This is a genomic window from Flagellimonas amoyensis, from assembly GCF_003058265.1.
Classification (GTDB): Bacteria; Bacteroidota; Bacteroidia; order Flavobacteriales; family Flavobacteriaceae; genus Flagellimonas; species Flagellimonas amoyensis.
Genome location: NZ_QBUK01000009.1, coordinates 140,983 through 165,929 on the forward strand (window position 1 = coordinate 140,983; position 24,947 = coordinate 165,929).

At 47.7% G+C, this 24,947-nt stretch carries 25 protein-coding genes and 1 tRNA gene; 9 read left to right on the forward strand and 17 right to left on the reverse strand.

Going from position 1 to position 24,947, the window contains the following annotated elements; translation table 11 throughout:
• Window positions 1-93: 93 nt before the first annotated feature.
• The gene (locus DB398_RS18370) at window positions 94-240 is read left to right on the forward strand and encodes a hypothetical protein (protein ID WP_159076438.1); all 147 of its coding nucleotides are present in this window, start codon (window positions 94-96) and stop codon (window positions 238-240) included.
• Here the strand turns inward: DB398_RS18370 and DB398_RS13485 are convergent.
• The 4 genes from DB398_RS13485 to DB398_RS13500 form a co-directional block, all read right to left on the reverse strand.
• Window positions 237-863 carry a hypothetical protein gene (locus tag DB398_RS13485; RefSeq protein WP_108424973.1) on the reverse strand — a complete coding sequence of 209 codons (627 nt, stop codon included), beginning with the start codon at window positions 861-863 and terminating at the stop codon, window positions 237-239. The genes DB398_RS18370 and DB398_RS13485 overlap by 4 nt on opposite strands.
• Before the next feature lie 45 nt (window positions 864-908).
• Entirely contained in the window at window positions 909-1,208 is a 300-nt protein-coding gene (locus DB398_RS13490; protein ID WP_108424974.1) for an HPF/RaiA family ribosome-associated protein, read from the reverse strand.
• Between the two features lie 85 nt (window positions 1,209-1,293).
• Window positions 1,294-2,607 (reverse strand): ATP-dependent 6-phosphofructokinase, encoded by a 1,314-nt coding sequence (locus DB398_RS13495; protein ID WP_108424975.1) that lies wholly within the window; start codon window positions 2,605-2,607, stop codon window positions 1,294-1,296.
• 35 nt (window positions 2,608-2,642) lie between these two features.
• The gene (locus DB398_RS13500; RefSeq protein ID WP_108424976.1) at window positions 2,643-3,434 is read right to left on the reverse strand and encodes a universal stress protein; all 792 of its coding nucleotides are present in this window, start codon (window positions 3,432-3,434) and stop codon (window positions 2,643-2,645) included.
• Between the two features lie 199 nt (window positions 3,435-3,633).
• Between DB398_RS13500 and DB398_RS13505 the strand changes: the two genes are divergently transcribed.
• From DB398_RS13505 to DB398_RS13520, 4 genes are all read left to right on the forward strand, one after another.
• Window positions 3,634-4,608: an ROK family protein gene (locus DB398_RS13505; protein ID WP_108424977.1), complete on the forward strand. Its 975-nt coding sequence runs from the start codon at window positions 3,634-3,636 to the stop codon at window positions 4,606-4,608.
• 90 nt (window positions 4,609-4,698) lie between these two features.
• Window positions 4,699-5,427, forward strand: coding sequence for an energy transducer TonB (locus tag DB398_RS13510; protein WP_108424978.1), 729 nt, complete (start codon window positions 4,699-4,701; stop codon window positions 5,425-5,427).
• A 128-nt stretch (window positions 5,428-5,555) separates the two neighbouring features.
• A complete protein-coding gene (gene hemN / locus DB398_RS13515) occupies window positions 5,556-6,914 on the forward strand; it encodes an oxygen-independent coproporphyrinogen III oxidase (protein WP_108424979.1) in 1,359 nt (452 codons plus the stop codon).
• Between the two features lie 17 nt (window positions 6,915-6,931).
• Entirely contained in the window at window positions 6,932-7,753 is an 822-nt protein-coding gene (locus DB398_RS13520; protein ID WP_108424980.1) for a universal stress protein, read from the forward strand.
• 86 nt (window positions 7,754-7,839) lie between these two features.
• Here the strand turns inward: DB398_RS13520 and DB398_RS13525 are convergent, their stop codons facing one another.
• From DB398_RS13525 to DB398_RS13565, 9 genes are all read right to left on the reverse strand, one after another.
• Complete coding sequence (locus DB398_RS13525; protein WP_108424981.1) at window positions 7,840-9,108, reverse strand: acetyl-CoA hydrolase/transferase family protein; 1,269 nt, start codon at window positions 9,106-9,108, stop codon at window positions 7,840-7,842.
• A 12-nt stretch (window positions 9,109-9,120) separates the two neighbouring features.
• A complete protein-coding gene (locus DB398_RS13530; RefSeq protein ID WP_108424982.1) occupies window positions 9,121-9,831 on the reverse strand; it encodes a sulfite exporter TauE/SafE family protein in 711 nt (236 codons plus the stop codon).
• Between the two features lie 2 nt (window positions 9,832-9,833).
• The gene (locus DB398_RS13535) at window positions 9,834-10,280 is read right to left on the reverse strand and encodes a FixH family protein (protein WP_108424983.1); all 447 of its coding nucleotides are present in this window, start codon (window positions 10,278-10,280) and stop codon (window positions 9,834-9,836) included.
• A gap of 12 nt (window positions 10,281-10,292) precedes the next feature.
• Window positions 10,293-11,702, reverse strand: a complete 1,410-nt coding sequence (gene ccoG, locus DB398_RS13540; protein WP_108424984.1) for a cytochrome c oxidase accessory protein CcoG — start codon at window positions 11,700-11,702, stop codon at window positions 10,293-10,295.
• Between the two features lie 44 nt (window positions 11,703-11,746).
• Window positions 11,747-12,691, reverse strand: a complete 945-nt coding sequence (locus DB398_RS13545; protein ID WP_108424985.1) for a cbb3-type cytochrome c oxidase N-terminal domain-containing protein — start codon at window positions 12,689-12,691, stop codon at window positions 11,747-11,749.
• A 4-nt stretch (window positions 12,692-12,695) separates the two neighbouring features.
• Window positions 12,696-12,884, reverse strand: a complete 189-nt coding sequence (locus DB398_RS13550) for a cytochrome C oxidase subunit IV (RefSeq protein WP_072878058.1) — start codon at window positions 12,882-12,884, stop codon at window positions 12,696-12,698.
• Window positions 12,885-12,978: 94 nt separating this feature from the next.
• Window positions 12,979-15,183 carry a cytochrome-c oxidase, cbb3-type subunit I gene (gene ccoN, locus DB398_RS13555; protein WP_108424986.1) on the reverse strand — a complete coding sequence of 735 codons (2,205 nt, stop codon included), beginning with the start codon at window positions 15,181-15,183 and terminating at the stop codon, window positions 12,979-12,981.
• A gap of 2 nt (window positions 15,184-15,185) precedes the next feature.
• Entirely contained in the window at window positions 15,186-15,395 is a 210-nt protein-coding gene (ccoS, locus tag DB398_RS13560) for a cbb3-type cytochrome oxidase assembly protein CcoS (RefSeq protein ID WP_108424987.1), read from the reverse strand.
• Between the two features lie 59 nt (window positions 15,396-15,454).
• Window positions 15,455-17,839 (reverse strand): heavy metal translocating P-type ATPase, encoded by a 2,385-nt coding sequence (locus DB398_RS13565; protein ID WP_108425067.1) that lies wholly within the window; start codon window positions 17,837-17,839, stop codon window positions 15,455-15,457.
• Window positions 17,840-17,963: 124 nt separating this feature from the next.
• On the opposite strand from DB398_RS13565, the gene DB398_RS13570 reads away from it, so the two are divergent.
• The 3 genes from DB398_RS13570 (at window position 17,964) to DB398_RS13580 (ending at window position 20,643) form a co-directional block, all read left to right on the forward strand.
• Window positions 17,964-18,653: a Crp/Fnr family transcriptional regulator gene (locus DB398_RS13570; RefSeq protein WP_072878050.1), complete on the forward strand. Its 690-nt coding sequence runs from the start codon at window positions 17,964-17,966 to the stop codon at window positions 18,651-18,653.
• Between the two features lie 80 nt (window positions 18,654-18,733).
• Window positions 18,734-19,642 carry a universal stress protein gene (locus DB398_RS13575; protein ID WP_108424988.1) on the forward strand — a complete coding sequence of 303 codons (909 nt, stop codon included), beginning with the start codon at window positions 18,734-18,736 and terminating at the stop codon, window positions 19,640-19,642.
• Window positions 19,643-19,695: 53 nt separating this feature from the next.
• Window positions 19,696-20,643, forward strand: coding sequence for a pyridoxal-phosphate dependent enzyme (locus DB398_RS13580; protein ID WP_108424989.1), 948 nt, complete (start codon window positions 19,696-19,698; stop codon window positions 20,641-20,643).
• Here the strand turns inward: DB398_RS13580 and DB398_RS13585 are convergent.
• The 3 genes from DB398_RS13585 to DB398_RS13595 form a co-directional block, all read right to left on the reverse strand.
• The gene (locus DB398_RS13585) at window positions 20,640-22,097 is read right to left on the reverse strand and encodes a sensor histidine kinase (RefSeq protein WP_108424990.1); all 1,458 of its coding nucleotides are present in this window, start codon (window positions 22,095-22,097) and stop codon (window positions 20,640-20,642) included. The two genes, DB398_RS13580 and DB398_RS13585, sit on opposite strands and share 4 nt — an antisense overlap.
• A 94-nt stretch (window positions 22,098-22,191) precedes the next feature.
• Window positions 22,192-22,581: a response regulator gene (locus tag DB398_RS13590; protein ID WP_108424991.1), complete on the reverse strand. Its 390-nt coding sequence runs from the start codon at window positions 22,579-22,581 to the stop codon at window positions 22,192-22,194.
• Window positions 22,582-22,757: 176 nt separating this feature from the next.
• Window positions 22,758-22,839: transfer RNA gene (locus DB398_RS13595), tRNA-Leu, on the reverse strand.
• A gap of 97 nt (window positions 22,840-22,936) precedes the next feature.
• Here DB398_RS13595 and DB398_RS13600 point away from each other — a divergent pair.
• On the forward strand, window positions 22,937-24,325 hold the full coding sequence (locus DB398_RS13600) for a dipeptidase (RefSeq protein WP_108424992.1): 1,389 nt from the start codon (window positions 22,937-22,939) through the stop codon (window positions 24,323-24,325).
• On the opposite strand, the gene DB398_RS13605 is transcribed toward DB398_RS13600, so the two are convergent.
• On the reverse strand, window positions 24,322-24,900 hold the full coding sequence (locus DB398_RS13605) for a PhnA domain-containing protein (protein ID WP_108424993.1): 579 nt from the start codon (window positions 24,898-24,900) through the stop codon (window positions 24,322-24,324). The two genes, DB398_RS13600 and DB398_RS13605, sit on opposite strands and share 4 nt — an antisense overlap.
• Window positions 24,901-24,947: the final 47 nt, after the last annotated feature.

Sequence of the window (24,947 nt, forward strand, 5' to 3'; positions counted from 1 at the left end):
ACATAGCCTGAAACCTTCCGTTAATCGAATATGGCACAAGGTGTTATGGTCATTGAGCGGATAATTCCGTATATTGAATGAAATTACACTATTATGGCTGAAGAAATTTCTTTTGGAAACAGACTCATGGTCGGTTTCCTGCGGATCATGGTCTTTGTGCTGATCGTTATCCTGATCGCAATCCCCGTTTGTATCCTACTGGACTTCCTTGGGGTGATGGACGCCATCGGTTTTTCCTAGAAAATCACCTCTTGTTCCCCCATGGCCTTGGTGATCAATTTGATGTAAGTGTCCATGGTCTTTTCGATGTTGACAGGTTCGGTGACATCCACATTCCCCCTCCAGATGAGCTCCCTTTCCTTTCCGATGCAAATGCAGTAGAGCGAGGTTTCCAGATGGTATGTGTTGTAACTGTCGTAGTATGAAGCATCATAGTAGATTTCTTGGTGCTCCAAATAGTCGTTGCTGAAACGAACGAACATCTTGTCGATATTGTTCATCCGTTCCTTTAAGGTCTTTCTATTTTCCGTGCCCACTACCTTGGTGAACAAAATGGCATCAAAATCCTTGTCCAACAATTGCTCTTCCACTTTGGCCAGCTCCTCCTCCGATCTTTCTGAAGAAGTGAATTCCACATCAAAAACATCAATGCTGCGCACACCATCCACACCCTGTTTTTTCAATTCTTCCACAAAACGGGTCTCAAATTCCATTCGCACCTTGTCGTCCTGGGCCATCCCCACGACAAGTACTTGACTGGCATCGAAGAGAACGATATCCGGGTTTTTCCACGTTCCTACCAGTTTTGTGGAGGAACACCCCGTGAGGAACAATAGACTTAAGGCCAGAAATTTTGGTTTCATTGGTATAGGTTTAACGGTCGTGCGCAGCAAAGATCTTATTTTCCCTTAATGGGAAGCAAAGGTAGCTTGTCTTTTTTCAAGTTGCCTTCGGAGTTCTTCCACGGTCTCGGCCATGGACTTTTCAAAATCGTCCGTACTGGATTTGGCAAAAATCCTAGGGCCCGGGGCACTGAGTTCGATTTCACAGACCTTGCCCTCACCGGATTTATCGTTCTCCATTTTGAAGAGCACATTGGCCTTGATCAACCAACTATATTTTTTCTCCAGTCCTTCCAGTTTTTTGTTCAACAGTTCTGTCAACGATTCACTGGTCTTCATTTTCTGATATTGAACATGTATTTCCATGGTAATTGTATTTGATTTGTTTCAAAGCTATGCCCTAAAAGGAAAACAATATATGACAACCATCAGTTCCCGATTGTTTCCCCTATCACATAAAGAACGGCTGCCCTGTACTTTGCAGCACGGAGAACCAAAATTCCCCCTCTAGGTCTATCTTTTTTCGCTGCTTGGTCACTTCTGATATAGGGATGTAGACGTAGTTGTTGTTCACCTTGCAGGACACCAATCTGGTCTTTCCGGCCATGGCGGCATGCACGGCATGGTAGGCCAATCTACTGCAATACACACTATCGCTTGAGTTGGCGGGCGCACACCTTACAATATAGCTAGGGTCGATATATTTTATCGATATTGGGACATCCTTGAAGTGTGCTGCGATTTTTTCCTTTAGGAAAACCCCGATATCTTCATGCTTCACATTGCCCGAAGCATCTTTGATGCCTTTCTTGTTCTCGAACAAATGCTGCCCTGCCCCTTCGGCCACAACGATCACAGCGTGTTTTTTCTGTTGGAGGCGTTCTTCCAGTGCTGCGAGGAAACCATTTTCCCCTTCCAGTTCAAAATCCATTTCGGGCACCAGCACAAAGTTCACCACAGGCATTGCCAATGTTGCGGAGGCCGCTATGAAACCGCTGTCGCGGCCCATCAATTTTATGATGGAAATCCCGTTATAGGCCCCCGTTGCCTCGTTGTGTGCATCCTTCAAAATGGAACTGGCCACATCAAAAGCGGTCCCGTATCCAAAGGATTCGTCAATCAGGTCAATATCGTTATCTATGGTCTTGGGGATCCCGACCACACTGATCTTCGCATTTCTCTTGGCAATTTCACCGCCGATGGCATTCACGCCCTTGAGCGTTCCGTCGCCGCCTATGGCGAAGAGCATATCGACATGGTTTTCCTCCAAAGCGTCCACCATCAGTGACACCTCTTGGGCACCTCGTGAGGAGCCAAGAAAGGTTCCCCCAAACTGATGGATATCCTTTACCTTATCCGGTGTAAGTTCCACAAATCCATGTCCAGCAGTAGGATTGAGCCCTTCATACCCATAGGGTATCCCGATGATTTTTTTCACCCCATAGAAATAATGGAGCGCCATGACCAGACCCCTGATCACGTTATTGATACCTGGGCAGAGACCACCACAGGTCACAATGGCCGCGGTGACCTTTTCGGGTTCGAAAAAAATATCCTGCCTTGGTCCCGCTTTTTCCATACACAGGGGACTGTCCCCTGTAGTAAAGCAATGGCTGTAGTGTTCCAGGGAAGGGTCAAAAACCAGTCTTTCCGATTCCCCGATGAAATTGAAAATACGGTCCCCCTTGACCGTACTGAGCTGCAATGGGGATTTGAACCTAGGTTCCCCGAGGCTTTCTATCTTGAACTTTTCCTTATCGTTCACAATGATTGTCGATTACTAATGTTCCTACCTTGACATCAATCCAAGGCCAATACGGGAATTTCGGAATGCAGGGTCAAGAGTTTTGTCAACCGTCCCTCAGAAGCAGTGCTTCGCTCGGCATGGTTTCTTGGCAAAATGGCCAACATATCGATGTCCTTCTCTTCGATATACTCCAAAATACCCTCTTCCACATCTTGGTTTTTGCTAAAGGTGTGCTCCGCATAGAAGTGCTCCAAATAGTATTCCAAAAGGTTGTCCGTCTTGTCCCCGACCACTTCTTCGTCGTACACGGATTCCTTATATATGGTCAACACATGGACTTTGGAATCGAAGGTCCTTGCAATTTCCAAGAGTGTCTTCAAAACTTCCCTGTCATCGATGGTCTCCCCACCTATGACCAAGGCAATGTTCTTGGGTTCCTTGATGGGACATCCGTAGGGAATGGAGATTACGGGACAATTGGCATCCAAGACCAGTTTGGACGTATTGGTAATGGCTTCATCCGTCACCTTATCACCCATAGTGCCCATCATGATCAAATCCGCACCACTGTTTTGTTGGGTGGATAAAATGGTGGCAGTGACATTCCCCGTGACCGTTTTGAATTTTGGCGCCTTTTTCAGCCGCACGCTTATGGATTCCAATACCTTATCGAAATCCCGATCTAATTTTTGTTCGTCGGCACTATCGATTTGCATGGTACTCACATAAAGTGCCAAAATTTCGATAGAACGTTCCGTTCCCACAAAGTTGGCCACATACTCCAAGGCGTTCAACGATGCCTCTGAAAAATCAAAAGGAACCAATATTTTTTCCAAACTGCCCATACCTGATCTATTTAAATGTATATGAAAGATTCTATTTCAAAAGTAGATTCCCAACTTGAGCTATGACATGACAGCCGTCAGGTTTCCAATCTTTCTGTGATATTAGTGAAAATTCTCCCCTTTTAAAAATATGGAAAGCCATTTTTTGGTTCCATAATGTTTATATTTAAGACTCTTTAAATTACAACAAGACCAACAAATGACGGACATAGTGATCGGAGTGGACATAGGTGGGACCAAGACCAAGATAGGATTGGTGGATGAAAACGGTGTCTGCCACGAAAAAACCTTCTTCAGGACCCAGGATTTTCCCAATTTGGAAGAATATCTCAACAAAATAAAGACCACTTCGGATGAAATCATCGGCAATTTTGGAAAGCCCGTCAACGTCCTCGGATGTGGAATCGGGGCACCAAATGCATCGAGCAAGAACGGCACCATTGAGAATGCCAGCAACCTCATCTGGAAGGGCAGTGTGCCCCTGGTGGAAAAACTGAAACAGCGGATGGACATGCCCATCCGGATCATGAATGATGCCAGTGCCGCGGCACTGGGGGAAATGCTCTTTGGCGAGGCCAAGAGCATGACCGACTTCATCGTCATCACCTTGGGCACCGGTTTTGGCGCAGGTATTGTGGCCAATGGTCGTCTCATCGATGGTTATGACGGTTTTGCGGGCGAATTGGGGCATGTTGACATGACCATGGGCGATGGCCGGTTGACAGGGCTCGGCGTCAGGGGCGGATTGGAAGCCTATGTATCCGCCACTGGACTGAAACGCACCGTCACTTTTATGCAGAGCAAATACTTGGTGGATAGCCGGTTCAGGGATGTGGCCTACAACGACCTACACGGGGAAGATATTACCCGGGCAGCCGAGGAAGGTGATGAAATCGCCCTAAAAGCCTTTGACTATACGGCAAGGATCATGGCCCAGGCATTGGCCAATTTCACTGCCTTTACCCAACCCGAAGCCTTTATCCTCATGGGCGGGCTCACCAATAGTGGCAAATGGATCATGACCCCTTTGGAGAAATATTTCAATGGATTTCTACTGGATGTGTACAAGGGCAAGGTAAAATTGCTCCTTTCCAGCATGGAGGACAAAACGGCCGCCATTTGTGGTGCTGCGGCACTGATCTGGGAAAACCACAAGAATGATCTGGGCAGATAAAGTACCGAACAACCGATTGGAAACCTGACCTTTATCATATTTTTTGATTCGTGACGAGGCTATCTTTAACATAGTTAAATCGCAAAAGTCATGAAACCAAAAAAGAACCCAAATGCCGAAATAGGACGCAACAGCAGTCTTTATTTCATGATAGGCCTTACTTCGGTATTGTTAGTGACATGGCAGTCCCTTGAAGTAAAATTCTACGAACAAGAATCCAAATCCATAGAGGTGGTCCAATTGGTGGACGAACTCAAGGAAGATGTCCCCATGACCGAGGCCATCCGTACCACACCCCCTCCACCCCCACCTGCCGCGCCTGACGTAATCGAGATTGTGGAGGATGTGGAAGATGTGGAGGAGACCATCATCGAAAGCACAGAAAGTAGCCAAGACACTTATATTGAGGATGCCATAGTCAAGATAGAGGATGTGGCTGTGGAGGAAGTGGAAGAGGAAGTCGTGGTGCCTTTTGCCATCATTGAAAATGTGCCCCTATTTCCTGGCTGTGAAATCTATGAAACCCAAGCAGAGCGGAAGAATTGTTTCAACCAAAAAGTCCAGGAACACATCAGGGACAACTTCCAATACCCCACAGATGCCCTGGAAATGAACATCACCGGAAGGGTCTATGTACAGTTCGTCATTGATTCCCAAGGAAGGGTAAGCAATATTGAAAAAAGGGGACCCGACAGGTTACTGGAAAAAGAGGCCGTCCGCATCATGTCCCTATTGCCCAAAGTGAAACCAGGACAACAACGGGGCAGAGCAGTCAGCGTAAGATATAGTATCCCTATCAATTTTGTCATGCAAGAGTAATGAAAATGGCCGTCCAACTTGGTCGGACGGCCACTTCATGGAATGTCCTTGGGGGTTCATGACATTTATCATGTTTTATGCTATTCCCCAAAACTACTTTTGACCCCATACTATAACAAAATGCAGCTATGTGCCATTTAGTTCAAAAATACAATGTCCCCGGCCCCAGATACACCAGTTACCCCACTGTACCTTATTGGGACTTGGACAGCTTTTCGGAAAAACAATGGAGGTCCAGCATCCTTAGGGCTTTCCAAGAAAGTTCCGATGAAGGGATCAGCATTTACATACACCTCCCATTTTGCGAGAGTTTGTGCACCTTTTGTGGTTGCCACAAGCGCATCACCAAAAGACACGAACTGGAGCTTCCCTACATCCAAAATGTATTGAAGGAATGGGAACTCTACTGCGATATACTGGGTTCCAGGCCTCTGATAAAAGAATTGCATTTGGGAGGGGGCACCCCAACCTTCTTCACCCCGGAACACCTACAGATGCTGGTAAATGGCATCCTTAGACTTGGCAAAAAAGCCGAGGATATCGAGTTCAGTTTTGAAGGACATCCCAATAATACGACCAAAGCGCACCTCCAGGCCCTTTATGATGTAGGGTTCAGAAGGGTCTGCTTTGGCGTGCAGGACTATAACCTGACCGTACAACGTGCCATAAACCGGATACAGCCTTTTGAAAATGTGAAAAATGTGACCGAATGGGCAAGACAGATCGGTTATACCTCGGTCGGGCACGATATCATTTATGGCCTGCCTTTTCAGGATTGTGCCAATGTGGAGGAAACCATCATGAAGACCAATGCCCTCAAGCCCGATAGGATCGCCTTTTACAGTTATGCCCATGTGCCTTGGATCAAAGGGAACGGACAAAGGGGCTATAAGGAGACCGACCTGCCCTCCTCTGTGGAAAAAAGGGCCCAATATGAAATGGGCAAGAGAATGCTGTCCCAATTTGGGTACAAGGATGTGGGGATGGACCACTTTGCCCTTCCGACCGATGACCTGTACAAAGCTTACATAAATGGCACCTTGCACCGAAATTTTATGGGATACACCTCTTCCAAGACCAAACTGATGATCGGCCTAGGGGTTTCCAGCATCAGCGACAGTTGGTATGGTTTTGCCCAAAATGTAAAAAGCATCGAAGAGTATGCCGATTTGGTTTCGCATGGGGTTATACCTATCTTTAAAGGACACATCCTGAATACCGAAGACCAAATTTTGAGGCAGCACATTCTGAACATCATGTGCCAGTTCAACACCCAATGGGGACCTGATGAAGAGAAAATGGTCGATTTTGGCTCCATTCTCGGCAACCTGTCTGAACTGCAAGCCGATGGTTTGGTAGAATTGGGAAAAGACCACATCAAAGTGACCGAAAAAGGAAGACCTTTCATCAGGAACATCAGTATGGCATTCGACCTGAAATTACAACGAAAACAACCAGATACCCGGATATTTTCCATGACCGTTTAACCTAAAAAAAGCAAAAAATGAAAAGTATAATCGTACCCGTCGATTTTTCGGACCAATCCGAAAAGGCCCTCAAAGTTGCCGCTTCCCTAGCCAAGCAGCACAATGCCGAACTATTGGTGCTCCACATGTTGGAACTTTCCCCTGCAATAATGGCCGAATCGGGATATATTTCCCAAGAGCAGGTGGTGCACCTCATCAAGATCGGGGAAAAAAGATTCACCGAATTCTTGGAGAAACCCTACTTGAAAAATCTCAAGATCACACCTGTGATCAAACACTACAAAGTGTTCAGCGAAGTGAACGAAGTGGCCAAAAAACATGGGGCAGACCTGATAGTGATGGGGTCCCACGGTGCCGATGGCCTGCAAGAGATCTTTATCGGCTCCAACACGGAGCGTGTGGTCCGCACTTCGGATGTGCCCGTGTTGGTCATCAAAGGAGAAGTAGAGGATTTCAAGGCCAAGAACTTCGTTTTTGCCTGCGATTTTGAGGAAGAGAGCATTCCTGCCCTCAAAAAGGCCAAAGAAATGGCAGACCTCCTCAATGCAGAGTTCCATTTGGTGTACATCAACACCCCCGGGGATGAATTCTTGAGCACCGATGATGCCTATAGCAAGATCTCCAAGTTCCTGAACGATGCCAAATTGGGTCTCGGTGTCGATATCCACAACGATTATACCGTGGAAAAAGGTGTGCTCAACTATAGCGAAAAAATACCTGCCGACCTCATCGGCATTCCGACCCATGGTAGAAGGGGACTCTCCCATTTTTTTATGGGAAGTATAGGCGAAGACATTGCCAATCATTCCAAAACCCCAGTGATAACCTTTAAGATTTAAAGGTTCCACGACTGATTGGTACTACGCAAGCGGATAAAAAAAGGGGGCAACTAAAGTTGCCCCCTTTTTGTTTGTGATCTTATTTTCTATCCATTGAACCTTTCATAGGCCATTTTTTGCAAGGCTTCCCTGTGTTCGGGATGCGCAATGGAGATCAGGGCATTGGCCCGTTGTTGAAGGCTTTTTCCATACAGGTCAACCACACCATATTCCGTGGCCACATAATGCACGTGGGCCCTGGTAGTGGTGACGCCGGCCCCTTGCTTCAGGTAGGGAACGATTTTTGAAATGCCCTTGTTGGTCACCGAGGGCATGGCGAATATGGGTTTGCCCCCTTCGGAAAGGGATGCTCCCCTGATAAAGTCCATTTGTCCGCCAACACCCGAAAATTGTCGGCTCCCGATGGTATCGGCACAGACCTGCCCGGTAATGTCTATCTCAATGGCACTGTTGATGGCCGTTACTTTTGGATTTTTCCGGATCACTGCCGTATCGTTCGTATAGGCCGCTTCTTTAAAATCACAAAGGGGATTGTCATCGACAAAATCATAAAGGGCGCGTGAGCCCACAGCAAAGCAGCTCACCACCTTGCCCTGTTTCACCCTTTTTTCCTCTCCGGTGATGACTCCCTGCTGGATGAGCGGCAATACCCCATCCGAGAACATTTCGGTGTGTATGCCCAATCGTTTATGGTTGCCAAGATTGGACAGTACGGCGTTGGGAATGTTGCCGATACCCATTTGAAGAGTGGCCCCATCTTCGATCAAAGAGGCCACATGCCCCCCGATCTGCTGTTCCACTTCGGAAATTTCCGTGGGTTCGTGCTCATGGATGGGCTGGTCCACCTCAACGGCAAAATGTATCCTATCGATATGGATGATCCCATCCCCATGGCTCCTCGGCACCTGTGGGTTGATCTGCGCCACAACGGTCTTTGCCATTTCAATGGCGGGCAGGGTCACATCCACCGACACCCCCAATGAGCAAAATCCATGCTTATCGGGAGGCGAAACCTGAATGAATGCAACGTCCAAGGGAAGGATCTTCCTTCGGAAGAGCAAATGGATCTCACTCAAAAAAATGGGCACATAATCGCCCCTGAACTCATTCACGAACTTGCGGACATTGCCGCCCACGAACAAACTGTTCAATTTAAAACTGGTATTGCACGGAGCAGTGGTATACCTGGCCTCACCTTCTGTGTGGATGGACACGATCTCCACGTTCTCAAGCTCCCCGTGCCTATCGCAAAGGGCATCAATGATCATGTTCGGGGTCATGGCAGCTCCTTGGAAAAACACCCTGTCCCCAGATTTTACAATACTTACCGCTTCTTCAGCTGTTGTTATTTTCACTTTTGATGATTTTTAAGGTTGATGGCATTCGATGCCCGCTGTCACCGAATGGGACGGTGCCGGTTTGGGGGACACATAGGGAATGCCCAGTCCCAGTCCGCGCACAATAAACAAAACACCGATGATTACCACAAATACCGGGACCAATTTTTGCATTTTTGTCCTTATGGAATTTCGGAACAGTCCCTTGGAATAGACCACTGCGGACATCAAGGGAACTGTCCCCAGCCCGAAGAGCACCATATAAAGCCCTCCTTGCAATGGGGTGGCCAAGGCCGTGGCACCCAAAAGGGCCATATAGACCAATCCACAAGGTAGAAAACCATTCAGAAACCCGATAGTCAGAAAGGCATCCGGGGTCTTTTTCTTGAGCTCTGCCCCGAGTTTGGACTTGGCTTTTCCCAAAAGGGAATAGATGGGACGGAAAATCCGATGCCCGTTCAAAAGGTTGCCCGGCACCAAAACCAATATGATCATAAGGACACCGATGCCGATGGACAATTTTTGCTGTATACCGAACAGGGAAAGTCCTTTTCCCAAAAATCCAAAGATCAGCCCTATGGTCCCGTAAGCTAGCAACCTTCCGGTATGGTATATGGAAAGTTGTACTGTTTTTTTGATGTTGTTCGTCTGGTCCAAGGGCAGCATAAAAGCAATGGGGCCGCACATGCCCAAGCAGTGTAGGCTTCCCAAAATCCCCAGAACCAAAGCCGATGTCAGCATGATCAGTAAATCAGTTTCTGTTTATGAAAAAAATCCTGTCCGCCGTACTGCCATTTCACGATAATGTCCCAGCGACCGCCCACCAAACGATTGTCAGGTATGAGCAAATGTGTTTTGGTCAAACTTATGGGAAAGTCTGTATCCAAATGTTTGTTGGACGGTCTGTATAGGGACACTGTTCCCGTAATTTCCTTCGGATCAAAACGTTCGGGGAAATAGACTATCAGGCCTTCATCGGTTTTTTCCACTTTGAGGTCGGCATCCATTTCGGTGGTGGCCCTTGAAGCGTCCATGTCCTGCTGATAGGTCAATTCCTTTTTATAATATTCTTCGGTGACCAAATCGTGGTTGGCCCTATCATCGGTACTCATCCTGATCACAAAATAGAGTATGAAGGCAATGAAGCCTATAAATGCCAATACGATTCCTGTTCCCCAATTTATTTTCATTGCAATAGATTTTTAGTTGTAACTCCGTGGTGCCAGAAACTGGGTCACCGTGGTTTCGATAAGCTCATCCCCGCTGTATATCCCTATCTTCAATTTGTCCTTGTCCCCGGTCAATGCCGAACTGTTGATCTCTATGAAAAGGGTACCACCTATGAGTTGTTCCGCTGGAACGGTGAACCGATCTTGGGACACCATTTTGATCTCGCCCTTGTGCGACATCAACTTAAAGGAAACCTCCTCGATATCCTTGGTGGTCTTGTTCATCAATTTATAGGTGTATACATTGCTGATGATGTTGTTCTCCTTTCGCTCATAGAGCTGCCCTGGTAATCGCAATATATTGGCTTCCAATTCATTCCTCAAAAACAGCATCCCGATCAAAATACCGATCAAGACTGTGAGGACGGCTGTATACCCCTTCATGCGGGGCGTAAACCTGAACTTGGCCTTTTTGGTGATCTCATCTTCACTTGCATAACGAATGAGCCCCCTGGGCCTATCGATACTGTCCATAATATGGTCGCATTCGTCAATGCAGGCGGTACAGTTCACGCACTCCAACTGTGTTCCATTTCGGATGTCTATGCCCGTGGGACAAACGTTGACGCATTGGAAGCAATCGATGCAATCCCCAAAACCAAGGGCCTCGCGGTCCTCGTTCTTTCTGAACTTCTTGCGACCGTTTTCGGCCTCCCCTCTTTTGTGGTCATAGGCCACCACAATGGATTTGTTGTCCAGCAGCACCCCTTGAAGTCTTCCGTAGGGACAGGCTATGATACAGACCTGCTCCCGGAACCATGCAAAGATGAAGTAGAACACCCCTGTAAAGATCAACAAGGGAACCATCGTGGCGATATGGGCCGCGGGCCCATCGGTAATGTACCGGATGAGTTTGTCGCTACCTATCAAATAGGCCAGGAAAATGTTGGCGATGACAAAGGAGATGATGAAAAAAACGGTCCACTTGAGTGTCCTTTTCATGATCTTTTCCCTGTTCCATGGGGCTTTGGCCAATCGCATTTGGGCGCCCCGATCTCCATCGATCCAATATTCAATACGGCGGAACACCATTTCCAAAAAGATGGTCTGGGGGCACATCCAGCCGCAAAAAATACGTCCGTAGGCTACCGTGAACAGTGCAATGAAAACGACCCCAATGATCATGGACACGACCACCAAGTGAAAATCCTGGGGCCAAAACGGAAGCCCAAATATGTTGAAACGACGGTCCAACACATTGAACATCTGAAATTGGTGTCCATTGATCTTCACGAAGGGGGCCACCACCAAGAAGATGAGCAGGGTGTAACTGACATACTTTCGATAGTCGTAAAACCTACCGCTGGGCTTTTTGGGAAATATCCAGGCCCTTTTGCCTTCTTTTGTAATGGTTCCTATGGAATCCCTAAAATTCTCTTCCATTGCTCTTTTCTATAGATTTCCAGACTCTTTTCCCTATTCAAGGATCACTCCACGGCAACTTCCGTGGAGTCCGAAACTTGCTGTCCGGGAGCAGGTTCGGAGGATTGTGGTGCATCGGGGTCTATCCAAATATCACCTTCGGGGGCCTTTGGATTTGCCGGTGCCGTACCGTTCAATGTGAGCACATAACTGGCCACTTGGGCTATTTCTGCAGGTTTCAGGTTCTGTTTCCAGGCAATCATACCCTTACCGTCCCGGCCACCCTCGGAGATGGTATTGAACACATTCTTGATGCCCCCTCCCAAAATCCAATACTGGTCGGTCAGGTTGGGACCTATGCCCCCTCCACCATCGGCCATGTGACAGGCCACACAGTTGGACTGGAATATTTTCTCCCCGGCGCTTAGATCTGAAGCTTCGGACAAAAATTCCACTGTGCTGGCATCCACCAGGTCCTTGGCTGTTTTCTTGTATTCTTCAATGGCCATCTTTGCCTGTGCCATTTCCTGTTCAAATTCTTCTTTTTGGTCGTAGTCGCCTATCACATGGAACCTCACCAAATAAATGACACCAAAAATGATGGTCCCATAAAAAAGGTACACCCACCATGGCGGCAGGACATTGTCCAGCTCTCGGATGCCATCGTAATTGTGATCCAGAATGATCTCTTCCTCACGGTCCACCGCGCGGCTCTTGGTAAGGTTCTTCATGAGGTTCTTTGCCCATGTCCACTCCGCTTTCTTGCTCTTCTTGGCCAAATAGCGTTGCTTGCCCTCTTCCGTTAGCGTTTGGAACATCACGTTTTCAATGGAACTCAAAATAAGCTCAATGGCAATGAGTATCATCAAGATCAACAGCAGGAACAGCTGTGTGATCGGGTATGCAATGATGGCCGGTTGGTCGCCGGAGTCGATAAAGTATTCCATCAATCCGAAGATCAAAAAGAAGAGTACGGGTATGCGTATCCACCAAGGTGTTCTTGTGCTCATAATATTATGGTTTATGTTGTTGGTCGTTGTTATCCAATGGCAGTTCTTCCATTTCCCTGATGTGCTCCTTTGTTGCGGTGAAGACCCACCAGAACAGCAGAACGAAGAAAACAAAGAATATAAGCAGGGAGATCATGGGATAATTTGCTACCCCGTCGATGGTCTCCATATGGTTCTTTACAAATTTCAACATGGCTTTATTGTGTTTTGGAAACAAGAATCATGATATAGGACTTGAAATGCCTTTTGTGCGTCCGGATCCTTACCTCTTGGTTCATGGTTCCTTTTTAGTCTTTATTTTCTGATAACAGTTCCCCTGTTTCCTTTATCTTGATGTCCGTGCCCAACCGTTGTAGGTAGGCAATGAGGGCAACAATCTCACGGTCGCGCATCTCCACAAAGCCCAATCCGTTTTCCTCGGCATATTTTTTATCCGCTTCGTAGGTCTTTACAAACTCTGGGTCCGCATATAGGCTTTTCTCTATTTTTTCCGCTTGCTCCGCCATGGCCTGTTGCGCGTTGGCAATATCCGCTTCGGTATAGGGAACGCCCAGTTTTACCATGGCTTCCATCTTGGCCTGCACATTGCCCCTGTCGTGTTCGTCCCTCACCAACCATTCGTAGGAAGGCATAATGGAGCCTGCGGATGTACTCTGGGGGTCGTACATGTGGTTCAGGTGCCAGTTGTCGGAGTACTTACCTCCTACCCTGAGCAAATCTGGGCCTGTACGCTTACTGCCCCAAAGGAAGGGGTGGTCATAGACAAACTCACCGGCTTTGGCATATTCCCCATACCGTTCCACCTCGCTTCGGAAAGGTCTGATCATTTGGGAGTGACATCCCACACAGCCTTCACGGATATAGAGGTCACGTCCTTCCAGTTCTAGGGGAGTATAGGGCTTCACACTGGAGATGGTCGGGATATTGGATTTCACCAGAATGGTGGGGACAATCTGCACAACACCTCCGATCAAGATGGCAATGGTGGCCAAAATGGTCAGCTGCACCGGTTTTCTCTCCAACCAATTGTGGAAGGTTTCGCCGGCCACCCTTCTTTTGGAAACGCGTGCCAATGCTGGTGCCTCCACCAACTCATCTTCCACTTTACTACCGGATTTGATGGTCCGCACCACATTGTACAGCATCACGAACACCCCTAGAATATAGAGACTGCCCCCAATCGCCCTCATCCAGTACATCGGGATGATCTGGGATACGGTTTCCAAGAAGTTACCATATACCAAGGTACCATCGGGATTAAAATCTTTCCACATCAAGGCTTGAGTGAACCCGGCCACATACATGGGCAGTGCGTAGAGCACGATACCCAAGGTACCGATCCAGAAATGGAAATTGGCCAGTCCTTTGGAGTGCAGGTCCGTCTTGAACATTCTGGGTACCAACCAATACACCATACCAAAGGTAAGGAAGCCGTTCCAGGCCAAGGCGCCTACGTGTACGTGGGCAATGATCCAGTCGCTGAAGTGGGCAATGGCGTTCACGTTTTTCAACGAGAGCATGGGTCCTTCAAAAGTGGCCATACCGTATCCTGTGATGGCGACCACCATGAATTTTAAAGTGGCATCGGTACGTACCTTGTCCCATACCCCGCGAAGGGTCAACAATCCATTGATCATACCACCCCATGAAGGTGCAATCAACATCACGGAGAACACAACCCCCAAGTTCTGTGCCCAATCGGGCAGGGAAGAATAGAGAAGGTGGTGTGGTCCTGCCCAGATATAAATGAATATCAGGGACCAAAAGTGAACGATGGACAACCTATAGGAGTAAATGGGCCTGTTGGCCGCTTTGGGCACGAAGTAGTACATCAATCCCAAGAAAGGTGTGGTCAAGAAAAAGGCCACAGCATTGTGTCCATACCACCATTGTACCAGTGCATCCTGTACCCCGGCATAGACCGAATAACTTTTCAGGGCCGTTACGGGAAGCTCCAAACTATTGAAAATATGGAGTACCGCAACGGTGACAAAGGTGGCCAGATAGAACCAAATGGCCACATACAGGTGTCTTTGCCTTCTTTTAAGAATGGTGCCGATAAGGTTCCATCCAAAAACGACCCAGACCACGGCGATGGCCAAATCTATGGGCCACTCCAACTCGGCATATTCCTTGGAAGTGGTGTACCCCAAGGGCAATGTGATGGCCGCGGCCACAATGATCAACTGCCAGCCCCAGAAATTAAAATTGCTCAGAAAATCACTGAACATCCGGGCCTTGAGCAGGCGTTGGGTGGAGTAATAGACCCCGGCAAAGATGGCATTGCCCACAAATGCAAAGATCACCGCATTGGTGTGCAGTGGACGCAAACGTCCAAAGCTCAACCACGGGATGCCCTCTGTGAGATTCGGGAACAAGAACATGAAGGCCAGTAAAAGCCCCACGGCCATACCTACCACGCCCCATAGCATGGTGGCGTACAAGAACTTTTGCACGATTTTGTTATCGTAGCGGAACTGCTGTATTTCCATATTTATTGGTTTGTACTATTTTCTGTTTGATTTTTTCCTTTGATCTGATCGGGTCCGTTGGCCTCCCCCACTACCTCATCCTCAAAGAGCATGCGTACCGAAGGGGTATAGGTGTCATCATACTGTCCTTTTCTGACCGATAGGACAAATGCTGCAAAAAAGACCACTGCCACTGAGATGCTGATGGCCAACAACACATAAATAACACTCATACCTGCCTTAATTTGAGGGTAAAACTACTGTGATGGTATGTTGAAAAAAATGACATATATCAGCTTTCAGGATTTTTTAATCCGTTGCCCAAAAAATTGGTCATCAAGGTGGTAAAGACCACAATACTGATGGAGCTCAAGGGCATTAAAATAGCCGCAATGACGGGTTGTAACTGGCCCGTTACAGCAAAGTACACCCCGACCACATTGTAGCACAGGGAGAGCAAAAAGCTCATTTTGATGACCCGGATGGATTTCTGTGAGAGGTGGATGAACTTGGGCAACAGGGACATCCGCGAAGCATCCAATATGCCATCACAGGCCGGCGAGAACACATTGATGTTCTCCGATATGGCAATGCCCACATTGCTCTGCGCCAAGGCCCCTGCATCGTTCAGTCCATCGCCCACCATGAGTACATTGTGTCCCTCCTGCAATCCTTTGATATATTCCAGTTTATCTTCGGGCTTTTGGTTGAACAACATTTGGGTCTTTTGCGGGAGCAGTTCTTGCAGTTGGTGTCGTTCACCATCATTGTCACCGGAAAGGATGCCCAGTTCCAAATGCTGTCCGAGCGTTTCAAAAACTTGGTCGATTCCTTCCCTGTAGGTGTTCTTGAACACAAAACGGCCTTTGATGTCCTCGTCTGCACTCACATAGACCGAGGTGTCGGCCACAGGAGTGGACGTTTCTTTTCCCACATAGGTGGCAGACCCCACTTTGATGGAATGTTCCTTGGCCCTTCCCTCCAGACCCTTGCCTGTATGTTCCTGGAATTCATCCAAGGTCATGATGGCATTCGACTTGAGGATATCGTACAACGACCGGCTCAAGGGATGGTTGGAGGCCCTTAGCGTGGTTTTCAGCAGGGCGGTCTCTTCTTGGGTCAGTTCCACTCCTTCATAGAGAATGGTATCCTTTTTATTGGTGGTCAACGTGCCCGTTTTATCAAAAATGGCCATGTCGATTTTGGCCAAGCGTTCTATGACACTTGCATTTTTTAGGTAGAACTTGTGCTTCCCAAAGATGCGGAGCATATTGCCCAGCGTGAAAGGTGCCGCCAACGCAATAGCACAGGGACAGGCAATGATCAAAACGGACGTGAACACATTAAGGGCCATACCGGGCCTATAGACCAGCCAAAAAACAGTGGCCAATAGGGCTATGGTGAGAACGGCGGCAGTGAAACGTTTCCCGATACTGTCCGTCAAGGTTTGGAACTGGCTTGCCCTGTCCTTGGAGAAAACGGAGTTGCCCCACAATTGGGTCAGGTAGCTCTGCGAAACGGACTTCAGCACCTCTACCTCCAAAATTCCGGCCATCTGCCTTCCCCCGGCGAACAGTTTGTCGCCAGATTGTTTGTGGACCGCATCGGACTCCCCGGTCACAAAACTGTAGTCTATCTGGGCCGTTCCCTTGATCAGCACACAATCCACGGGAATGATCTCATGGCTCCTGATCAGGATCCGATCCCCCACATCCACTTTATAGACCTGTACGTTCTCCTCTTTGCCGTCCTGCATCAAACGGGTCACCGCCATGGGAAAATAGGATTTGTAGTCGCGCTCAAAAGAGAGGTAGGCATAGGTTTTCTGCTGAAAGAATTTCCCCAACAGCAGAAAGAACACCAAACCGGTAAGACTATCGAAAAAACCGGAACCCGAATCGAAGATGATATCGACGGTACTCCGTATAAAAAGTGCGAGAATACCCAGGGCAATGGGCACATCTATATTGAGCAGTTTGGTCCGCAGCCCTTTATAAGCGGCCGTGAAATAATCCTGACCTGCGTAAAAGACCACGGGCAGGGAAAATGTGAACATCAACCAGCGAAAGACGGGTTTGTATTGCTCCAACCAAAATTCCTCCACTTCAAAATATTCCGGAAAGGAAAGCAGCATCACATTGCCAAAGGCAAAGCCTGCGACCCCCAACTTATAGATGAGCGAGCGGTCCACCCTATGGCTTTTCTTGTTGTATTCTTCCAGAGAGATATAGGGTTCATATCCTATGCTCCCCAACAAGAGAACCAAGGTCTTCAAGGAAAAATCGGCTGTCTTGTAGGTGACGCGGATGGTCTTTTTGGGAAAATCCACTTGGGATGCCGTGATGGACTTGTGCAAACGGTTCAGGTTTTCCAATACCCAGATGCAAGAGCTACAGTGAATGGTGGGAATGCTCAGGTTCACCACCTGCACCCCTTCTTCATTGAACTCCACCAACTGGCCCACGATTTCCTGATTGTCCAGAAAATCATATTTTTTGGTGATCTCATTGGGTGTGGTCCCCGCTTTGGCCTCTATCTCGTAATAGGCGGAAAGGCCGTTGGAGGTGAAAATCTCATACACGGTCTTGCAGCCATTGCAACAAAAATCCTTTTCATCATAGTGCACCGCGCCATTTCCACATTCATCACCACAATGGTAACAGGTTGTGTTTGCCATCATTGAACATTTGCTTTATACCTGGGTACAAAGTTGTAATACGATTCTGCATAAAAACATGATATTTATCAGTTCATGGGCAATCCCATTGGCATAAATTTGTCTCTCAGGTAAACCCATCCACATGGAAAGCAGATGTGAAAATTGCATTATAAGACAGTTCAATTCGCTCCGGGCCATGAGCAAGGAAGAATTGAAGACCGTATCCGACTCCAAGACCACAAAGACCATAAAAAAGGGACAGCCCCTTTTTGAGGAGGGCGACAAGCTCAACGGGGTCTATTGCGTGCGCAACGGGGTCTCCAAACTTTCCAAACTGAGCGCAAACGGTAAGGACCAGATCGTGAAATTGGCCACCAAGGGCGAGGTCCTTGGCCAGCGTTCCGTGATTGCCGAGGAAAGCACCAACCTTTCCGCGGTCGCCGTAAGTGACATGGAGGTCTGTTTTATTCCAAAGGAAAGCATTACCCATACCCTTCAAAGGAACCCCAACTTTACCTTGGAGGTGTTGAGGCACATGGCACACGACCTAAAGGAAGCGGACGACGTGATCGTGAACATCTCGCAAAAAACCGTGAAACAGCGTGTGGCCGAGGCATTTCTCTACCTCAGGAACAACTTTGGGGAGGACAAGGACGGCTTTTTGGCCCTTACCCTTTCCAGGGAGGACATCTCCAACGTGGTGGGCACCGCAACGGAATCTGCCATCAGGATCATTTCGGAATTCAAGAAAAAAGGGCTTATCCGCACCTCCGGCAAAAAGATAGGCATCAAGGACGAGCGCAAACTCATCGAAATGGTGGAAGGTTTCTAAGGGACTTCCAAAACCTGACAATTGTCATAGTATCCCCGTCACCACAAGGCTAATTTTATCGCATCTAAAAATTTCGTCAGATGCAAAGGATTCTCATACCCACGGATTTTTCGGAAAATGCCTGGAACGCCATTGATTATGCGATGCAGCTTTTCCGCAACAAGCGCTGTACTTTTTATCTGCTGAACACCTACACTCCTGTGATCCCGAGCAGCCGTTTTATGGCCAAAATGATTGATGGCGTCCGTATAGTGGATGCGGTGAGGGACACTTCCGAAAGAGGGCTGCAAAAAACGGTGACACGAATCAAGGACAAGTACAGGAACCCCAACCACAGTTTTGAAACGATTTCTTCTTTCAATCTTTTGGCCGAAGAGGTAAAGGACATTGTGGACACTTTCGGCATCCACTTGGTGATCACGGGAACCAAAGGTGCTTCCGGAGCGGATGAGGTTTTTATGGGAAGCAACACGGTACGCATGATAAAAAGTGCCAAAAAGTGTCCCATTTTGGCCATTCCCCATCATTTTGAGTTCATCACGCCCACCGAGATCGCTTTTGCCACGGATTTCACCCGGTTCTATACCACTTCGGAACTATCGCCCCTCATCGAAATTGCAAAAATGTTCCGAGCCACCATCCGGATCGTGCATGTGCAGTACAGCATCAAGGCCTTGACGGAACTCCAACAATTCAACCTGAACATGCTGCGGAGGTATTTGGGCGACGTGGAACATTATGTGCACACGGTCTCCGAGCTAAATTCAGTGTCGCAGACGCTGGAAGTGTTCTCCCAAGAACTGGACATCCACTTGTTGGCGATGCTGAACTACCAGCACAGCTATATGGAAAAAATGACCCGCGAACCCATTGTGAAACGAACCGCTTTCCATGCACAGATACCCTTATTGGTCATTCCTGAATTGAGCATGGAGGGCATCTCCGTTGGACACGAGGAGGAAGAAGAGAACGTGGAGTCCCATAATTGAACCCTTGTCCCTATCTTTATGCCCGGACCTGATACTTACCGGGCCTATTTTCTATGGACAAACAACAACTCTTGGAGTGCCACGAACGGATAAAACCTTTTATCCACAATACCCCTGTGCTTACTTCCCGACAGATCGATGAAATGGCCGGGGCCCAATTGTTCTTCAAATGTGAGAATTTCCAAAGGATGGGCGCCTTTAAGATGCGGGGTGCGGCCAATGCCATCATGCAACTGACCGAAGGTCAAAAACAAAACGGGGTGGTCACCCATTCTTCGGGGAACTTTGCACAGGCGCTTTCCCTAGCGGCCCAGAGTCTGGGCGTAAAGGCCCATATTGTGATGCCCAAAAATGCCCCTCAAGTGAAAAAAGATGCCGTTCGGGGCTATGGGGGACGTATCGTGGAATGCGAACCTACGCTGCAGGCCCGGGAACGCGAATCCGAAGTGATCCAAAAAAAATTCGGCGCCACCTTTATCCACCCCTCCAATGACGACGCCGTTATCTTGGGACAAGGGACTGCTTGCAAAGAGCTATTGGAACTGCACCCAGACCTCGAATATGTAATCACCCCTGTAGGTGGTGGCGGACTGATTGCCGGTACCGCGCTGGCAGCCGCCTATTTTGGAAATGGGTGCAAAACGATCGGTGGTGAACCTTTTGAAGGGGACGACGCCTACAGATCACTACTCAGTGGCACCATAGAGGGCAACATCACCACCAACACCATTGCGGATGGCCTGAAGACCCAATTGGGGGACCGAAATTTTCCCATCATCCAAAAACATGTGGAGCAAATCGTCCGGGTCACGGAAGAAGAAATTGTATCTGCCATGCGATTGATCTGGGAACGGATGAAAATCATCTGCGAACCTTCAAGTGCCGTCGCCCTGGCCGCTGTGCTCCGGGAAAAGGAAATTTTCAAGGACAGGAAAATCGGGGTGATCATTTCCGGCGGGAATGTGGATTTGGCGCATTTGCCCTTCCAAAAACCTGTTTAATGTTGTTTCTCGAAGTGGACAGTGAAGGTGGTCCCGACCCCTTTTTCGCTTTCTACCCCAATTTTCCCGTTCATGGCCTCCACTTGGGTCTTTACCAAATAGAGTCCCAATCCCTTTCCTTCGGTGGCTCCACTGAGCCTACCGTACATATTGAAGATCTTGCGTTCTTTTTCGGGGGTGAGTTCCATACCGATGCCATTGTCCGAGACCTTCAGGATGATGAAACCACTATCTTCCTCTGTAGTTAACTGGATGATGGGTGGAAGATCTTCCTTGGCATAGTTGATGGCATTCAAAATCAGGTTATAGAAAATGTTCACCATGTAGCTCTTCAGGCCAAAAATAGATTCCACGTGTGCAAAATCTGTTTTGACGTTTGCCTTGGAGCGTATGATTTCTTCAGAGAGCAGGCCATCCACATCTTTCATCACCTCGGACAATTTGATTTCCCTGAACTGTTCCTTATCGGCATTCTTTAGGGACAAAGAAAGATTGAGGTCCTTTATGGTCTGGTCCAAGGCTTCCGTGGTGTGCTCAATTTTTTTGACAATGTCATCGTTCACCTCGTCCTTGCCCCAATCATATATTTTGGATAGCATCAATAGATTGGAGATAGGTCCCCTCAAATTGTGGGATATGATTCGGACAAAGTTTTGCAGCTCGTTGTTTTGCTGCACTATCTGTTGGTTGGCCATCACCTCCATGGTCACATCTTGCGACGTGCCCGCCATTCGCATTGGATTGCCAAGCTCATCATAGAATGTACGCCCCTTCTGGTGGACATATCTTATTTCGCCATCACCCACAATGACTCTGTGCACAATATCATGTATCCCATTTTCCCGTATGCTGGTTTCCACATCTTCGCGAAAGGCCTCGCGATCCTCTGGATGGATGATCTCTATCAACGAAACATAACTGGCTTTAAACTCCCCCGGTATTTGTTGGAAGATGTGGTACAATTGGTTGGACCAAACAATCTCGTCCTTGATCATGTCCCATTCCCAATGCCCTACATTTGCAATGCGCTGCGCTTCCCTATATTTCCGTTCGCTGTCCCACAGTTTATGGATATTGCTCACCTCATCCGTAATGTCCTTCTGCCAAATGCAACATCCGGCCACGTCTCCGGACACATCCATAAAGGGCTGGAACGAAAATTCGTGCACATAGGTATGACCTCCTTCCTCAAAAGTGTGCTTGGCAGTGGTCGCATAACGGTTGAGTGCTTTCTCGCACCCCTTCTTGCAGGGGTTGAAAAAAACACCGTTTTGATATATGGCCCTGAGGTCCATCCCTTTTAAGGGTTTTCCCAATTGCTCTTTTTTGAGCTTTTCCTCAAAAGAGGCATTGTACGCCGTTAACTTATAATCTTGGTCCATCGCCCAAACGACATCCCCTCGATCTTCCACGTTTTCGACCTTGTTATGTATGAGAACCTGTTTCCGCTTCACTGCTAAAATTTTGACCAAGTAAACTTGTCCCGGCAGATTGGGGGTGGGTCGCCAAGATGGGTTGAATGTTTAGGGAATGATTTGTTTAGGGCTTTTACTTGTATGAACTTTGAAGATAGTCCTCCAGATGCTCAATACGCAAAGGTTTGGTGATAAATTCCTTGACATACTTATTGAACTTTTTGGCCTCACGTCTGTCTTCATCAGATTCTGAAGAAGTCACAAGCAGCACCTCGTTGGTCCTTGGAAAATTTTCGAGTGTCATAAATTCCAAAAACTCAAAACCACTCATCTCGGGCATGTTGATGTCCAATAAAATCAGTGTTTTTACATTGGGGTTGTCCCTATACCTAAGATCATCAAGGGCCAATTCAGGATTGGTAAAAGTTTTTACCCGATCCTCCATTCCCATTCTCCTGAAGTGTATGGTGTTTACCGTGTTCACCAAATCTTCGTCATCGACTAGATAAATTTCCTTGTACATAATCTGTATAATACTCCGTTAGTTGATTATTGGTTTGTTTCACGCAAGGTCGAAATAAATTAAACATTTTTTGGCATATAGCATCCTTTTCTTTCAAAAAAATGTACGTTTAGGTTTGAAAATTGTGTAAAAAACAAAAGAGCTTCCGTTGCGGGGAAGCTCTTTTGTTTTTGAAGTGCGGATGACAGGAATCGAACCTGCACACCTTGCGGCACTAGATCCTAAGTCTAGCGTGTCTACCAGTTCCACCACATCCGCGGAAAGGAGTGCAAATATAAATCAATTTTCGGATTTGCAAATCCGATACCCTGAAAAACTTGTTTTTTGTACTTTTAGTGTCCTTTTTAAAATCTATATGGAAGAAATCAACGATTACATCAACACCCACAAAGACAGATTTATCAGCGAACTTATCGAGCTACTCAAACTCCCCTCCATCAGTGCGGACACTGCCTATTCCCAAGACGTGCTGGAAACGGCAAAGGTGGTCCAAAAGTCACTCATCGATGCAGGTTGCGACAATACCGAAATTTGCGAGACCACAGGATATCCCGTGGTATACGGTGAAAAAATCATCGACCCCAAATTGCCCACGGTCCTGGTCTATGGCCACTACGATGTGCAACCCCCGGACCCGATAAACCTTTGGGACTCCCCTCCTTTTGAACCCGTGATCAAAAAAACAAAACTGCATCCCGATGGGGCCATTTTTGCTCGCGGTGCCTGTGACGATAAAGGCCAGTTTTTTATGCACGTGAAAGCGGTGGAGTTCATGATCAAGAACAATACCCTGCCCTGCAATGTGAAGTTTATGATCGAAGGGGAAGAAGAGGTCGGAAGCGATAGTCTTCCCATTTTCCTGAGGGAAAACAGTGAAAAATTCAAGAACGACATCATTTTGATTTCCGATACTGGGATGATTTCCAACGACACCCCTTCCATCACCACTGGCCTGCGTGGGCTTAGCTATGTGGAAGTGGAAGTGACCGGGGCCAACCGTGACCTTCACTCTGGAATTTACGGTGGGGCGGCACCCAATCCCATCAACGTATTGACCAAAATGATCGCAGCCCTGCACGATGAGAACAACCACATCACCATTCCAGGTTTTTACGACAAAGTGCAGATCATTTCCGATGCCGAGCGAGCTGAAATGGCCAAGGCTCCATTTGACCTAGAGAAATATAAAGAAGCTTTGGACATCGGCGATGTGCATGGCGAAAAAGGATATACCACTACGGAACGTTTCGGTATCCGACCTACGTTGGATGTGAACGGTATTTGGGGTGGCTACACTGGTGAAGGTGCAAAGACCGTGATTGCCAGTAAGGCCTATGCGAAAATATCCATGCGTTTGGTCCCTGATCAGGATTGGCACGAGATCACTGATCTGTTCACCAAACATTTTACCTCATTGGCCCCCAAAAGCGTCAAGGTGAAAGTGAAGCCCCATCATGGTGGGCAAGCCTACGTGACCCCTATTGACGGTATTGGTTACCAAGCCGCCGCCAAGGCAATCGAGAAGACCTTTGGAAAAAAACCTGTCCCACAACGCACGGGGGGAAGCATCCCGATTGTGGCCCTTTTTGAAGAGGTTTTTGACAGCAAGACCATTCTGTTGGGATTTGGGCTGGACAGCGATGCCATCCACTCACCCAATGAGCATTTTGGTGTCTTTAATTTCTTGAAAGGGATTGAGACCATCCCCTATTTCTATAAATATTATGCGGAGATGAAAGCCTAGAGCTTCTTCACATATTTGGTGAGGATGACGATTTGCTGGCCGTCCACTTTACCTTCAATATATTCAGCATTTTCGCGATCCAGGGAAATCCGTCTCACGGCGGTTCCCTGTTTTGCGACCATGCTAGATCCCTTCACTTTCAGGTCTTTGATCAGCACCACGTTGTCTCCATTTTCCAATACAACCCCATTGGAATCCCGATGTACCACCCTATCCGCGGCATCCTGACCTTCGCCGGTTGCCTTGGCCCAGGCCAAAACCTCTTCATCCAAGTACATCATATCCAACAGATCTTGCGGCCATCCTTCGGATTTTAAACGGTTCAACATTCGCCAAGCCACTACCTTAACGGCATCTTGCTCGCTCCACATGCTATCGTTCAAACAACGCCAATGGTTGGAATCCACAGTTTCAGGATTTTCTATCTGACCCAAACAGGTGGCGCAGGCCAAAACACTGCCATCCAAACCTCCTGTAGACACTGGTGGCACTTCATACACCTTCAGATCTTCCGTTGCGCCACAAAGCTCACATTGGTTACCACTCCTGCTCTGTAAATCTTCCAATAATCCCATGTTGTTGTATTTGTCGGCAAACTTAACATTTTTGGAAAGTAAAACAT

Bases quoted from the DNA above. Each gene is read 5' to 3' on its own strand.
- DB398_RS13580 (WP_108424989.1), top strand. From the start codon at position 19,696: ATGGACAAACAACAACTCTTGGAGTGCCACGAACGGATAAAACCTTTT.
- DB398_RS13605 (WP_108424993.1), bottom strand. From the start codon at position 24,900: ATGGGATTATTGGAAGATTTACAGAGCAGGAGTGGTAACCAATGTGAG.
- DB398_RS13535 (WP_108424983.1), bottom strand. From the start codon at position 10,280: ATGAAAATAAATTGGGGAACAGGAATCGTATTGGCATTTATAGGCTTC.
- DB398_RS13505 (WP_108424977.1), top strand. From the start codon at position 3,634: ATGACGGACATAGTGATCGGAGTGGACATAGGTGGGACCAAGACCAAG.
- DB398_RS13575 (WP_108424988.1), top strand. From the start codon at position 18,734: ATGCAAAGGATTCTCATACCCACGGATTTTTCGGAAAATGCCTGGAAC.
- DB398_RS13510 (WP_108424978.1), top strand. From the start codon at position 4,699: ATGAAACCAAAAAAGAACCCAAATGCCGAAATAGGACGCAACAGCAGT.
- ccoS (WP_108424987.1), bottom strand. From the start codon at position 15,395: ATGAGTGTTATTTATGTGTTGTTGGCCATCAGCATCTCAGTGGCAGTG.
- DB398_RS13550 (WP_072878058.1), bottom strand. From the start codon at position 12,884: ATGTTGAAATTTGTAAAGAACCATATGGAGACCATCGACGGGGTAGCA.
- DB398_RS13590 (WP_108424991.1), bottom strand. From the start codon at position 22,581: ATGTACAAGGAAATTTATCTAGTCGATGACGAAGATTTGGTGAACACG.
- DB398_RS13500 (WP_108424976.1), bottom strand. From the start codon at position 3,434: ATGGGCAGTTTGGAAAAAATATTGGTTCCTTTTGATTTTTCAGAGGCA.
- DB398_RS13565 (WP_108425067.1), bottom strand. From the start codon at position 17,839: ATGGCAAACACAACCTGTTACCATTGTGGTGATGAATGTGGAAATGGC.
- ccoG (WP_108424984.1), bottom strand. From the start codon at position 11,702: ATGGAAGAGAATTTTAGGGATTCCATAGGAACCATTACAAAAGAAGGC.
- DB398_RS13600 (WP_108424992.1), top strand. From the start codon at position 22,937: ATGGAAGAAATCAACGATTACATCAACACCCACAAAGACAGATTTATC.
- DB398_RS18370 (WP_159076438.1), top strand. From the start codon at position 94: ATGGCTGAAGAAATTTCTTTTGGAAACAGACTCATGGTCGGTTTCCTG.
- DB398_RS13545 (WP_108424985.1), bottom strand. From the start codon at position 12,691: ATGAGCACAAGAACACCTTGGTGGATACGCATACCCGTACTCTTCTTT.
- hemN (WP_108424979.1), top strand. From the start codon at position 5,556: ATGTGCCATTTAGTTCAAAAATACAATGTCCCCGGCCCCAGATACACC.
- DB398_RS13570 (WP_072878050.1), top strand. From the start codon at position 17,964: ATGGAAAGCAGATGTGAAAATTGCATTATAAGACAGTTCAATTCGCTC.
- ccoN (WP_108424986.1), bottom strand. From the start codon at position 15,183: ATGGAAATACAGCAGTTCCGCTACGATAACAAAATCGTGCAAAAGTTC.
- DB398_RS13490 (WP_108424974.1), bottom strand. From the start codon at position 1,208: ATGGAAATACATGTTCAATATCAGAAAATGAAGACCAGTGAATCGTTG.
- DB398_RS13530 (WP_108424982.1), bottom strand. From the start codon at position 9,831: ATGCTGACATCGGCTTTGGTTCTGGGGATTTTGGGAAGCCTACACTGC.
- DB398_RS13520 (WP_108424980.1), top strand. From the start codon at position 6,932: ATGAAAAGTATAATCGTACCCGTCGATTTTTCGGACCAATCCGAAAAG.
- DB398_RS13485 (WP_108424973.1), bottom strand. From the start codon at position 863: ATGAAACCAAAATTTCTGGCCTTAAGTCTATTGTTCCTCACGGGGTGT.